Source organism: Xanthomonas populi (assembly GCF_002940065.1).
GTDB classification, from domain to species: Bacteria; Pseudomonadota; Gammaproteobacteria; order Xanthomonadales; family Xanthomonadaceae; genus Xanthomonas; species Xanthomonas populi.
In genome coordinates, this window is the sequence record NZ_MDEJ01000119.1 from 1 (window position 1) to 11,912 (window position 11,912).

General features: G+C 62.4%; 9 protein-coding genes and 1 tRNA gene. 5 read left to right on the forward strand and 5 right to left on the reverse strand.

What is annotated here, in order from left to right; genetic code table 11:
- Positions 1–301 precede the first annotated feature (301 nt).
- Positions 302–1,120, forward strand: a complete 819-nt coding sequence (zupT, locus tag XpopCFBP1817_RS16225) for a zinc transporter ZupT (RefSeq protein WP_128417906.1) — start codon at positions 302–304, stop codon at positions 1,118–1,120.
- 201 nt (positions 1,121–1,321) lie between these two features.
- Here the strand turns inward: zupT and XpopCFBP1817_RS16230 are convergent, their stop codons facing one another.
- Positions 1,322–2,308, reverse strand: coding sequence for an RluA family pseudouridine synthase (locus tag XpopCFBP1817_RS16230; protein ID WP_128417907.1), 987 nt, complete (start codon positions 2,306–2,308; stop codon positions 1,322–1,324).
- A gap of 413 nt (positions 2,309–2,721) precedes the next feature.
- Between XpopCFBP1817_RS16230 and XpopCFBP1817_RS16240 the strand changes: the two genes are divergently transcribed.
- Positions 2,722–6,393 (forward strand): Rne/Rng family ribonuclease, encoded by a 3,672-nt coding sequence (locus XpopCFBP1817_RS16240; protein WP_128417914.1) that lies wholly within the window; start codon positions 2,722–2,724, stop codon positions 6,391–6,393.
- Positions 6,394–6,511: 118 nt separating this feature from the next.
- Here XpopCFBP1817_RS16240 and XpopCFBP1817_RS16245 read toward each other — a convergent pair whose 3' ends face one another.
- From XpopCFBP1817_RS16245 to XpopCFBP1817_RS16255, 3 genes are all read right to left on the reverse strand, one after another.
- On the reverse strand, positions 6,512–7,159 hold the full coding sequence (locus XpopCFBP1817_RS16245; protein ID WP_055826499.1) for a response regulator: 648 nt from the start codon (positions 7,157–7,159) through the stop codon (positions 6,512–6,514).
- A 210-nt stretch (positions 7,160–7,369) separates the two neighbouring features.
- Positions 7,370–8,131: a sulfurtransferase gene (locus XpopCFBP1817_RS16250; RefSeq protein ID WP_128417909.1), complete on the reverse strand. Its 762-nt coding sequence runs from the start codon at positions 8,129–8,131 to the stop codon at positions 7,370–7,372.
- A gap of 35 nt (positions 8,132–8,166) precedes the next feature.
- Positions 8,167–8,532: a DUF6164 family protein gene (locus tag XpopCFBP1817_RS16255; protein WP_128417910.1), complete on the reverse strand. Its 366-nt coding sequence runs from the start codon at positions 8,530–8,532 to the stop codon at positions 8,167–8,169.
- 60 nt (positions 8,533–8,592) lie between these two features.
- Between XpopCFBP1817_RS16255 and XpopCFBP1817_RS16260 the strand changes: the two genes are divergently transcribed.
- Both XpopCFBP1817_RS16260 and XpopCFBP1817_RS16265 read left to right on the forward strand, forming a co-directional pair.
- Complete coding sequence (locus XpopCFBP1817_RS16260) at positions 8,593–9,024, forward strand: FKBP-type peptidyl-prolyl cis-trans isomerase (RefSeq protein WP_128417911.1); 432 nt, start codon at positions 8,593–8,595, stop codon at positions 9,022–9,024.
- Between the two features lie 11 nt (positions 9,025–9,035).
- Positions 9,036–10,304, forward strand: a complete 1,269-nt coding sequence (locus tag XpopCFBP1817_RS16265; RefSeq protein WP_128417912.1) for a TIGR03862 family flavoprotein — start codon at positions 9,036–9,038, stop codon at positions 10,302–10,304.
- Here the strand turns inward: XpopCFBP1817_RS16265 and XpopCFBP1817_RS16270 are convergent.
- Positions 10,288–11,580 carry a nucleotide sugar dehydrogenase gene (locus tag XpopCFBP1817_RS16270; RefSeq protein WP_128417913.1) on the reverse strand — a complete coding sequence of 431 codons (1,293 nt, stop codon included), beginning with the start codon at positions 11,578–11,580 and terminating at the stop codon, positions 10,288–10,290. The genes XpopCFBP1817_RS16265 and XpopCFBP1817_RS16270 overlap by 17 nt on opposite strands.
- Before the next feature lie 142 nt (positions 11,581–11,722).
- On the opposite strand from XpopCFBP1817_RS16270, the gene XpopCFBP1817_RS16275 reads away from it, so the two are divergent.
- Positions 11,723–11,806 (forward strand) — tRNA-Leu (locus tag XpopCFBP1817_RS16275).
- Positions 11,807–11,912: the final 106 nt, after the last annotated feature.

Consider the following 11,912-nt stretch of genomic DNA (forward strand, 5'->3'; position numbering starts at 1 on the left):
ATCATGTCTGTCGTTCTCCGCTGGCAGGGCGTCAAGTCAATGATGGCAGATTGCTGGGGTTTTTAGAGGCTCCTAAAAGATCGAACGCTCACCGAACGTGTCAGACGTGACTTCCAGGATCCACGGGTAAAATAGGCTGCGTGACAGAGTTAAAACGTCTCTTAGTCGGATCAAATGAACACCACACGTTCGTCATCCAAGCATGACCATCCTGCACTTGCGGGGAGTCGTGCTCTTATCGCGCAGCAATCGCCACGCTCCCCGCAGAAGTGCGTTCCATTCCACGAGGTCGTTGCGTCACATGCTCGAAGTGTCATCACACAACGTCTGGACCGCGTTCGCGGTCACCTTGGCTGCCGGACTCGCTACCGGGCTTGGCAGCCTGATGGTCGTGTTTTCCAAGAAGCCCAATCCGCGCCTGCTGGCGTTCGGTCTGGCATTCGCCGGCGGTGCGATGGTGTACGTGTCGTTGTCGGAGATCCTCAACAAATCGATCGCCTCGTTTTCCAGCGCCTACAACGACAAGCTCGGTTTAACCTTCGGGACCTTGGCGTTTCTGGCCGGCATGTTGTTGATCATGGTGATCGACCGGCTGGTACCCAATCCGCACCAGAGCCTGTCCAGCGACGATCCGCAGTTTCGCGACGACAACCGCGCTTACATCCGTCGGGTCGGCTTGATGACTGCGATTGCGATCACCGCGCACAATTTTCCCGAAGGCCTGGCGACGTTTTTTGCGACGCTGGAAAGCCCTGCGGTCGGCATGCCGCTCGCGTTCGCAATCGCCATCCACAACATCCCCGAAGGCATCGCGATTGCGGTGCCGGTGTACTTCGCCACGCGTAACAAGTTCTACGCATTCGGCGCCAGTCTGCTAAGCGGATTGGCCGAGACGATCGGTGCGGGCATCGGCTATCTGGCCTTGTTTAATGTGCTGTCTGAAGCGGTCTTCGGCACTGTATTCGGCTTGATTTCCGGTGTGATGGTGTTTCTGGCGCTGGACGAATTGCTGCCCGCTGCCAAGCGCTACGCGCAAGGCCACGAGACCGTTTACGGCCTGGTAGCTGGCATGGGGACCCTGGCGATCAGCCTGGTGCTGTTTCGCTTTGCGACGCCTTGACTTGGGCGTGGGTGCATTGCCCCTGCGCACTCGGCTCATGGTCCTTGCTTGCGTTGGAGCGCGACCTCGTATCTTAGAAGACCGCAGATTCATACGCGCATCATCGAATGAGCGCACTCCGCAGTGCTGACCGCTACGGCACCCCGATCAACACCAGCACGCCAGCCGAATGCCCTCCGCTGGCGTACTACAACGTCTGCGTCAGCGCCCCAGACGGTCCAACGCTTCGGCCAGCTCCGGCGCCAGCGGCGCGTTCAACACATACGGCGCCTTGCCGGCATCCAGCGAGAACTCCAGCGAGGCCGCATGCAGAAACAGCCTCTTCAGGCCCAGCTGCTCGCGTAGACGTTTGTTCACCTCCGCCTCGCCGTACTTGTCGTCACCGGCCACCGGATGCCCAAGATGCTGGGCATGCACACGAATCTGGTGGGTGCGGCCGGTCTCGATGCGGACTTCGCAATACGAGTGCCCGCCGCGTCGTTCGAGCAGCTTGAAGTGGCTCAGAGACGGCTTGCCGATCGCATTCACCTGCACATGCCGCTCGCCGCCCTGGCGCAGGCCGATATGCAACGGCGCATCGACCGTCATCACCCCATCGGGCATCCGCCCGACCAGCAAAGTCAGGTAGCGTTTGGTGATGCAGCGGCCCTGGACGCGGTCGTCCTCCCGCATCAGCGCCTGCATCTCGGTCAGCGCCGACCGCTTCTTGGCAACGATCAACAAGCCGGAGGTATCGCGATCGAGCCTGTGCACCAGCTCCAGGGTCTGGTTCGGCCGCAGCGCACGCAGGGTTTCGATGGCGCCGAAGCTGATCCCGCTGCCGCCGTGGCTGGCCACGCCGGACGGCTTATTGAGCGCCAGCAGGCGTGCGTCCTCAAACACGATCGCCGCCTCCAACCGGGCCATGAGCGAGGACGGCGGAGCCGCCTTGTCGCCCTCCTGGTTGACGCGCACCGGCGGAATGCGGACTTCTTCCCCACCCTCGAGCTTGCGCTCGGCCTTGGCGCGGCCGCCGTTCACCCGCACCTGACCGCTGCGCACCAGCTTATAAATAAGACTGCGTGGCGCGCCCTTGAGCTGGCCAAGCAGAAAATTATCCAGCCGCTGCCCGGCACGGTCTTCCGCAACTTTGAGAATGCGCACGCCTAGACGGTCGGCGGGCGGCTGGGGGAACTGGATGTCGGTCATCTGGCTCTTTAATTCTGTTACACTCGGCTAGCGAGATAAGGGTTTGATTTCGTTGGAAGTTGATTGGCCAGAAGCCTGACTTCCGATGATTCCGACACAGTGCGCGACCACCGCCCCCGGGGCGGCCATGTTAGCGGCTCACCGGCCTGCCCGGCCATCGCCGTCGGTTTCTGACCGTCGCGCTGAACATGTCCCGTGCGCTGCCCCGGTTCTTCCGGACGCGGCTGCCGGCCCTGAAACACCTTTAAAAACTTAAAGACAAGCGCTCCCGCGGCCTGCCGTGGTGTTGCAGCGCTGGAAACCCTGGTCAGGCCTGTCCGCGCGTTGCGCGAAGGGCCGACAAGCTGTTCCAGAGGCGAAACGTCACGGCGTTCCGCGCGGTAGAGCGCGTGAGGAACGCAACAATGAAGCGAATGCTGATCAACGCAACGCAGGCAGAAGAGCTGCGCGTGGCGATTGTGGACGGCCAGACCCTGTACGACATCGACATCGAACAGCCTTCCAAGGAACAAAAGAAGTCCAACATCTACAAGGGCCGTATTACCCGACTCGAGCCCTCGCTGGAAGCGGCGTTTGTGGACTATGGCGCCGAGCGTCATGGCTTCCTGCCGCTGAAGGAAATTTCCCGCGATTACTTCCAGGCTGGCGTCGACCACAACAAGTCGACCATCCGCGAGCTGTTGCGCGAAGGCCAAGAAATCGTGGTGCAGGTCGATAAGGAAGAGCGCGGCAACAAGGGCGCTGCCCTGACCACGTTCATCTCGCTGGCAGGTCGCTATATGGTGCTGATGCCCAATTCGCCGAGCGCCGGTGGCGTCTCGCGCCGGATCGAAGGCGAAGACCGTGCTGCGCTGAAGGAAGCGCTGGACAAGCTCGATATCCCTGACGACATGGGCGTGATCATCCGCACCGCCGGTGTCGGCCGTGACGCCGAAGAGCTGCAGTGGGATCTGGATTACCTGCTGCAGACCTGGAAGGCGATTGCCGAGGCGGCGCTGAGCAAGCCGGCCGCCTTCCTGATCTATCAGGAATCGCGTCTGATCATCCGCGCCCTGCGCGATTACCTGCGCGCCGACATCGGCGAAATCCTGGTCGATACGCCGGAGCTCTACGCTGACGCCCAGGAATTCATGCAGCAGGTAATGCCGCAGAGCCTGCGCAAGCTCAAGCACTACACCGACGACATTCCGCTGTTCAATCGCTTCCAGATCGAATCGCAGATCGAAGGCGCCTACGAGCGCAACGTGCGTCTGCCCTCGGGAGGCTCGATCGTGGTCGACCAGACCGAAGCGCTGACTGCCGTCGACGTGAATTCCTCGCGCGCCACCAAGGGCAGCGATATCGAAGAGACCGCGTTCCAGACCAATCTGGAAGCGGCCGAAGAAGTGGCCCGTCAGCTGCGCCTGCGCGACCTTGGTGGCCTGGTGGTGATCGACTTCATCGACATGGCTTCGACCAAGCATCAGCGCGAAGTCGAAAACAAGCTGCAGAACGCGCTCAAGTACGACCGTGCGCGCGTGCAGCTGGGCCGTATTTCGCGCTTCGGCCTGATGGAAATGAGCCGCCAGCGCCTGCGTCCGAGCCTGGGCGAATCCAGCCAGATCGTGTGCCCGCGTTGCGACGGCCATGGCCGTATGCGCAGCGTCGAGTCGCTGTCGTTGTCGATCATCCGCGTGGCCGAAGAGCACGCGATGAAGGAAAACACCGGACAGGTGCTGGTCCAGGCCCCGGTGGAGATCGCCAACTATCTGCTCAATGAGAAGCGCAGCGCGCTGCGCGAGATCGAAAATCGCCACGCCTCGCCGATCATCATCGTTGCCGACGAACATCTGCACACCCCGCATTACGAAGTCACGCGCCTGCGTGAGAACGAGCTGGGCGAAGACAGCGGCAAGCCGAGCTATCAGCGTGGTACGCCGCGCAAGTTGCCGGTGCATGCGCTGACCAAGGCACAGTTGAACATTCCGGTTGCGCCGGCAGTGACCTCGATCAAGCCGAGCCAGCCGGCTCCGGTGCGTGAGGAAGCCCCTGCCCCGGTCGCTGCAGCACCTGCGCCGGCTCCAGTAGTCGCACTGCCGCTTCCTGCACCGGTCACCGGCGTGGTCGGCTGGCTGAAGCGGATCTTCGGTGGCGTAGAGCCGGTGGCTGCTGCGCCCGCGTCGACCCAACGTCCGCGCCAGAACGATCCAGTCCGTGGCAACCGTAACGAGCGTGGCGATCGCGGTGGTCAGCGTCGCGATGGCCGTGGTGAAGCGCGTCACGGCGGCAATCAGCAGCGTGGCAATGGCGGTAACGGCGGCAACGGAAACGGAAACGGTGCCAACAAGGAGCGTCGCGATGAGCGCCGCCAGCCTGCCAATGGCCAGAGCGCACATAACCCGCAGAATGGTGGTCAGGCGCAGCAGCAGGTGCAGGTCGCCAAGCAGCCGCGTAACGAACCGCAGGCGCCCAAGCAGCCGCATCAGGGCCAGCAGCAGCAAAAGCAGAAGCCGCAGAATCAGGCTCCGCGTCCGCCGCGTGCACCTGCACAGCAGGACGGCGCGCCGTCCGAGAGGCAGCAGCGCCCCGCCCGTCAGGACGAAGGCACGGCTTCGGCGCAGACGCTGACCTCTACGGCCGCAACGGCGACGACTGCAGGCGTAGTTTCGGCAATCGCCGAAACCGCTGCGCCGGTGACCACGCACGTTCCCGCAAGTGAGGCCACGCAGGCACACCCGGTTGACGTGATCGTGACCGAAGCGCATGCCGACCATGGCACTGACGCCAGTGCAGACAGTCAGACGCCGGATGCACCGGGCGATGATTCGGCCAATGGCGAAGGCGGTAGTCGTCGCCGTCGTGGCCGTCGTGGTGGCCGTCGTCGCCGTCGTGGCGCTGGCGCAAATGGTGAGGGTGGTATTGGCGCCGATGGTCTGGAAACGGACGATCTGGATGGCGATTCCGAAGGCGATTCCGAAGGCGATCTCGATGGCGACAACGAGAACGAAGGCGACGATGCCGGCACGCAGACGCAAACGTCCGTTGCGCCGCGCGCCGGCCAGCCGGAGTTCGACTTCGACGATGAAGCCACGCCTGCAGCCTCTGTTCGCGCTAAACCGGAGTCCAGCACTGCTGCAGCAGTAAAGCCGCGTCCAGTGCCGAAGGAGCGTTCGGAAAGTCAGGCAGCGGCCGACACCACCTCGACCACCGCACCGGTCTCCAACGCCACACCGTCCTTCGACCAGCAGGCTGCAGTTCCGGTTGCAACTGCAGCTGAGCAGGCGCGTAGCAATGCTTCAGTTGTCTCTGCGGCATTTGTTGCTCAATCGGCACCTGTTGCATCAACGCCTGCTGCCACACCGGCTCCGGTTGCTACTCCGGCTCCAGTTGCGGCTCCTGCCGTAATTGCAATGCCGGCTCCTGCAGCTGCACCTGTCGAGCGTACTGATACGACGTCGCCGGCTACTGCGTCGGAACCGGTTGCGCAGCAGCCCAAGCCGGTGTCGTCGGCATCGACTGACGTTGCAGCAGCCCCTGCCGTCAGCCCGGAACGCGCTGCGCCGGTCGTTGCTCGGGCGCCCGTGCAATCGGAGCCGGTGAAAGCCAACACAGTTCCGGCTGCTGCTTCGGTGCACACGCGAGCAACAACTTCGCCTTCCAGCGAGCCTGCTGCCCAGGCAGACGTGGTCACTGTCAAGCAGCCGCAAGCAGAGCTATCCAGTGCTGCGAGACCGGCTGTGGATGTCGCAGTTACCTCCACCATGACAGTGCCGCAGACCACGCCAGCTGCTGACTCTGCTCCGGTGACTGCGGCACGCAAGCCGTACGCCCCGGTGCAGACGACGCTGCTCGACACATTGGCTCCGGCCGACGCCACAGCACCGGCATCCTCAGCGCTTGCCGAAACGCACGCACCGTACAAGGCACCTGAGCAGCCTGCAGCAGTTACCTCCGTGGCGCCTGCGAACGTGCACAATCATGTGAACGATGAGCCCAAGCCGACGGTTGTCGTCTCCGAAGCGGTGAAACCTAAGGCTCCTTCGAGCAGTGTGACTGAAGCACAAGAGCAGGAAGACGACACCAACAAGCCACGTAACGATCACTGATGGCTCCATCGCTTGTTTGGACCTTGTCTGAGTAATCAGGCAAGGTCTGTGTCAAACAAAGCGGCCTTCGGGCCGCTTTGTTTTTGCGCGCAATTCGTTGGGCATACCAACAAGCGATCTACATCGTTCGCGCAGGATCGGTCAAACCGTATTGGTTGGCCAGACGTGCGAGCGCAATGCTGTCCTGAATTCCAACTTTCTCGAACAGACGCGCCTTGTGCGTATTGATGGTCTTGGCACTGAGATTCAGACGCTTGGCGATGTCTTCCTGGCGTAGCCCCTGCGTCAGCAGCAAAGCGACTTCCAGCTCGCGTGGCGACAATGCATCGAACGGCGAACCACCACCTTCCAGATTGGACAGCGCAAGGTTCTGCGCAATGGTGTTGCCGAGATAGCGCCGGCCCAATGCGACTTCACGCACTGCACGCAGCAGCTCCTGCGCATCGCCACCCTTGCCGACATAGCCGGATGCACCGGCCTCAAGCAGACGCTTGGGCAAAGGGCCATCTTCCAGTACGGACACGATGACCACGCGGGTGCCGTAATCGCCTTTGACGATGCGCTCGGTGATTTCCAGACCGCTGACGCCGGGCAGATGCAGATCGCATAACACGATCTCGGGCTTGAGCTGGCGGATCTGCGGCAACGCCGACTCGCCACTCTCGGCCTCTCCTACCACATCAATGTCCACTTCCTTGGACAGGATCATCTTCATGCCTGTACGCACGAGTGCATGATCGTCAATCAGAAAAACTCTGATGGTCATCCTTGTTGTCCTCGCTATGCTGCTGGCTGGTGCAGCCTATCTCCGTGAATAATTCAGGGCAAGCACGATGCGACGTATTACTTTGGAGTTAGAGTCCAAACCCTCTCGACGCTGTGCAGGAATGACACACCTGCAGCGCACTGCCCCGTCGTGTTTGCATGATGCGAACGCACGCAGTGCGCGAACATCGGGGAATTCACTCGCTTTCGGTCAGATTTCCCCTGCCGCAGCACTGCGCTGTGCATCTACCAACGGGCGCAGTTCGGGATCTAGCGCGACACGCTCGTCGAAAACAAAGCAGCAGCCATCGTAGCCTTCGCCGCCCACGTCTTCGAAGTAACCCAGTATCCCGCCTTCGAGTTGCAGCACGTTGTCCATGCCCTCGGCCTGCATCCACAGCGCAGCTTTTTCGCAACGGATGCCGCCGGTGCAGAAGCTCACCACGGTGGCATCCGCCAGCGCAGCGCTATGTGGCCCCAGCGCGCTCGGCAACTCGGTGAACTTGTCGATCCGCAACGTCAACGCACCTTGAAAGGTGCCGTATTCCACTTCCTGCGCATTGCGCGTATCCAGCAGCACCAGCGGGTGGCCGCGATCGTCGTGCCCTTGTCGAATCCATTCACGCAGTACGCTTGGCGTCACTGTCGGCGCTCGCCCTTGCAATGGCGAGGCATCGTCGCGACGGAAGCTGATGATCTCCGGCTTGAGCTTGACCTTGAGTCGCGCGAATGGCTGCTGCGCGCTCAGGCTGTACTTGATCCGCATCTGCGCAAAACGGGAATCGGTCTGCAGCCACGCGTAGAACGCGTCGATCTGTTCGGCCTCGCCCGCCAAAAATAGATTGATGCCCTCTTCAGCCACCAGCACCGAACCCTTCAATACCTGCCGGTCGGCGTGGCTCAGCACGCTGTCGGCAAGCTGCTGCGGGTCGTGGATGGCGACGAATTGATAGGCGGCGGTATTGATGATCATCGGGCTATTTTAAGCCCGATGGCGCCACAGCGGGATCAGCCGCGTAAGAGCAGAAACGGCAGCAGCACCAACGAGGCGACCACCAGCATGCCGATCAGCGTGGCGATCACGAACAGCGGGCGCTTGCGCAGTAGCGCGCCGAAAGTTTCGGCGGTGCCGGATGCGAGCGCCTCCTGGCGCTGCGCGCGTGCGACCGCCCCGCGCCGGGCCTGGTAGGCCTCCATCACCGCCTTGGCGTGCGGATAGTCGGCGTCGTCGCTCAGCCAGATGCCACCGGCGGAAATGCCCCAGTTACTCGGGCGCGTCTCGTAGATCTGGACAAGGTTCTCACGCATCAGTGCCCGCACCTCGTCGGCTTCGTCATCGGGAACATTGCGCAGATTGAGCAGCAGCTTGGCCATGGGTGCGATGATAGCCGGAGCCAGATGCGATAATGGCGCCCTTTGTTCATGGACCATCTCATGCGCTTTTTGTTGACGCTCTGTGCCGCCCTGTTGCTCGCAAGCTGCGCGCCTGCCCTGCCGCCGTCCGGCGGCACCATCGCCACCTTCGAGCGGATCGACCGCAACGTCGGCACCGGTGCAGTGGCGACGCCGGGCGCGATGGTCACCGTGCACTACACCGGCTGGCTGTACGACGAAAAAGCCGCCGACAAGCACGGCAGGAAGTTCGACAGTTCGCTCGATCGCGCCGAGCCATTCCAGTTCGTGCTGGGCGGCCATCAGGTCATCCGCGGCTGGGACGATGGCGTCGACGGCATGCGCGTAGGTGGCAAGCGCACGTTGATGATTCCGCCCGATTACGGCTACGGCGACAATGGCGCGGGTGGCGTGATTCCGCCCGGTGCCTCGTTGGTGTTCGATGTGGAATTGCTTGGCGTGCAGCGGCGCTGAGTGCCCGAGCAATGACAGATGTGAGCAAGCGACGGCTGGCGGTGATTGGTGGCGGGCCAGCCGGCTTGATGGCCGCAGAAGTGGCGCGTGCGGCCGGCCTTGCAGTGGACCTTTACGAAGCAAAGGGTTCGGTTGGGCGCAAGTTTTTGATCGCCGGCAAGGGCGGTTTGAATCTCACCCATTCGGATCCGATGCCGCTGTTTGCTCAGCGCTATCGCGAACGCGCCACGCCAGTTGCGTCCTGGTTACAGCACTTCGATGCGAACGCACTGCGCGATTGGGCGCGCGAGTTGGGTGTGGAGACCTACATCGGCAGCTCCGGACGCGTGTTCCCGATGGATCGCAGGGCCGCGCCGTTGTTGCGTGGCTGGGTGCGCAGACTCAAGGAACAAGGCATCGCGTTTCATGTGCAGCATCGCTGGCTCGGCTGGAGCGATGACCGTGCGTTGCGCTTCGACACATCGACCGGTGAAATCGAGCACGTTGCAGACGCCGTGGTGCTGGCGCTCGGTGGCGGCAGTTGGCCGCAGCTTGGCTCGGACGGTCAGTGGCAAGCGCCGCTGCAACAACTTGGCATCGCGGTTGCGCCATTGGTGCCGGCCAACTGCGGCTTCGACATCGACTGGAGCGCGCATTTTATGCAGCGGCATGCTGGTGCGCCGCTCAAGCCGGTGGTGGCGCACTGGCGAGATCGCCATGGCGTGCAACACGAACTGCAAGGCGAGTGTGTTGCCACTGCTACGGGAATCGAAGGCAGTCTGATTTATGCCGTGGCTGCAGATCTGCGCGAGCAGATCGACGCGCATGGTGTCGCAGAACTTTGCTTGGACCTGGACCTGGTCCCCGGACGCTCGCTGGAACGCGTAAGCGCCGAACTGGACAAGCCGCGCAAGGGACGTAGTTTCAGTGAGCATTTGCGCCGGCAAATCGGCATCGATGGCGTCAAGGCGGCTTTGCTGTACGAACATCTGGGCAAGCAGGCCGGCGACGATCTCGCGCAGGTGGCACGCACCCTTAAACAGTTACCGTTGCGCTTGCTGCGGCCGCGCCCGCTTGCCGAGGCGATCAGTTCGGCCGGTGGCGTGCGGCTGGAAGCGCTGGATGATGGTCTGATGGCGCTCGCGCAACCTGGCGTGTTTTGCGCCGGAGAAATGCTCGATTGGGAAGCACCGACTGGCGGCTATCTGTTGACTGCCTGCTTCGCCAGCGGATTACATGCCGCACATGGGGCGGTGCACTGGCTGCAGCAGCAGGACGCGCGCGCTACAGACGATCGCTGACCGCTTCGCGCGGCCAGACCGATTTGACATCGTAAATCACCGCGCCCTGTTTGCCCAGCGCTGCGATGCGCTGGGGGTCGTAGTCGCGGTACTGTGCGTGCGCCACCGCCAGTACGACGGCATCGTAGGCGCCTTCGTCCGCAGCCTCGCACAACTGCACGCCGGCATGATGCAGGGCTTCTGCAGGGTCGGCCCATGGGTCGCAGGTGTCGACCTGTACACCAGCGGCTTGCAGCAACTGCACCAGTTCCAGTGCACGGCTGTTGCGCAGGTCCGGGCAGTTTTCTTTGAAGGTGGCGCCCAAGACAAGCACCCTCGCCTGCGCAAGCACCAAGCCGCGCGTGGCGAGCATGCCGCAGACGCGCTCGGCGACGTGTCGGCCGACACGGTTGTTGACTTTCCGCGCGGTGTGGATCAGATCCGGGTGATAGCCCACGCTTTCGGATTTGTGCATCAGGTAATACGGATCCACGCCAATGCAATGGCCGCCGACCAGGCCGGGCCGGAATGGCAGAAAATTCCACTTGGTTCCGGCCGCTTCCAGCACATCAAGCGTGTCGATGCCCAACTTGTCGAAGATCAGCGCCAGCTCGTTGACCAGTGCGATGTTGACGTCACGCTGGATGTTTTCGACCACTTTGGCGGCCTCGGCTACACGCATCGACGGCGCGCGCCAGGTACCCGTAGTGATGATGCTGGTGTACAGCGCATCGACCGCATCGGCTGCGGCTGCGGTGGAGCCGGAAGTGATCTTGCGGATATCGCGCAGGCGCCGCTGGCGGTCGCCGGGATTGACGCGTTCGGGGCTGTAGCCGCAGAAGAAATCTTCGTTGAAGCGCAGTCCGGAGGCGGCTTCGAGCAAGGGTACGCAGACTTCTTCGGTGGTGCCCGGATACACGGTGGATTCGTAGATCACCAGGTCGCCGGGCTTGAGCGCGGCAGCGATCAACGTAGTGGCACTGCGTAGCGGCTCCAGGTCGGGTTGCTCGAAGCTGTCGATCGGCGTTGGTACAGTGACGATGAAGATCTTGCAGTCAGCCAGATCTGCAGCGTTCGCGGTGTAGCGCAACCTCGTGGCGTCAGCCAGTTCGGTGTCATCCAGTTCCAGCGTGGCGTCGTGGCCATCGCGCAACTGCGCTACCCGCTGCGCATCGATGTCGAAGCCCACGGTGTCGCGCTGCTCGCCAAACGCAACCGCCAGCGGCAGGCCGACATAGCCCAGCCCGATGACGGCGATGCGCGGTTGAAGCAGTGCGAGGAGCGTGGTGCGGGACATGCGGTTCCTTCGATCGTGCGCGGGCGGTTTCCGCGCGTCTATGCGGCGGCAGCATAGCGCAGGCCGCACAGGCGCCGGCAGTGAAGCAAGACACGCACGCAGAGATTCACAATCGGCGCGCAATCAGGCACGCTATCGCAATGCCCGGGTGGCGAAACTGGTAGACGCAAGGGACTTAAAATCCCTCAGCTGTAAGGCTATGCGGGTTCGATTCCCGCCCCGGGCACACTCTTATCAAACAATTGATTCGCACGGCGAATTCAACTCTGGTTGGCAACGCTGTTGTCGACACCCTCAAAGAAGACTTCGAGGGGCGTTTTGAATCCGAGTAT

Coding starts and splice junctions, on each gene's coding strand:
- zupT (WP_128417906.1), top strand. CDS start 302: ATGCTCGAAGTGTCATCACACAACGTCTGGACCGCGTTCGCGGTCACC.
- XpopCFBP1817_RS16230 (WP_128417907.1), bottom strand. CDS start 2,308: ATGACCGACATCCAGTTCCCCCAGCCGCCCGCCGACCGTCTAGGCGTG.
- XpopCFBP1817_RS16240 (WP_128417914.1), top strand. CDS start 2,722: ATGCTGATCAACGCAACGCAGGCAGAAGAGCTGCGCGTGGCGATTGTG.
- XpopCFBP1817_RS16245 (WP_055826499.1), bottom strand. CDS start 7,159: ATGACCATCAGAGTTTTTCTGATTGACGATCATGCACTCGTGCGTACA.
- XpopCFBP1817_RS16250 (WP_128417909.1), bottom strand. CDS start 8,131: ATGATCATCAATACCGCCGCCTATCAATTCGTCGCCATCCACGACCCG.
- XpopCFBP1817_RS16255 (WP_128417910.1), bottom strand. CDS start 8,532: ATGGCCAAGCTGCTGCTCAATCTGCGCAATGTTCCCGATGACGAAGCC.
- XpopCFBP1817_RS16260 (WP_128417911.1), top strand. CDS start 8,593: ATGCGCTTTTTGTTGACGCTCTGTGCCGCCCTGTTGCTCGCAAGCTGC.
- XpopCFBP1817_RS16265 (WP_128417912.1), top strand. CDS start 9,036: ATGACAGATGTGAGCAAGCGACGGCTGGCGGTGATTGGTGGCGGGCCA.
- XpopCFBP1817_RS16270 (WP_128417913.1), bottom strand. CDS start 11,580: ATGTCCCGCACCACGCTCCTCGCACTGCTTCAACCGCGCATCGCCGTC.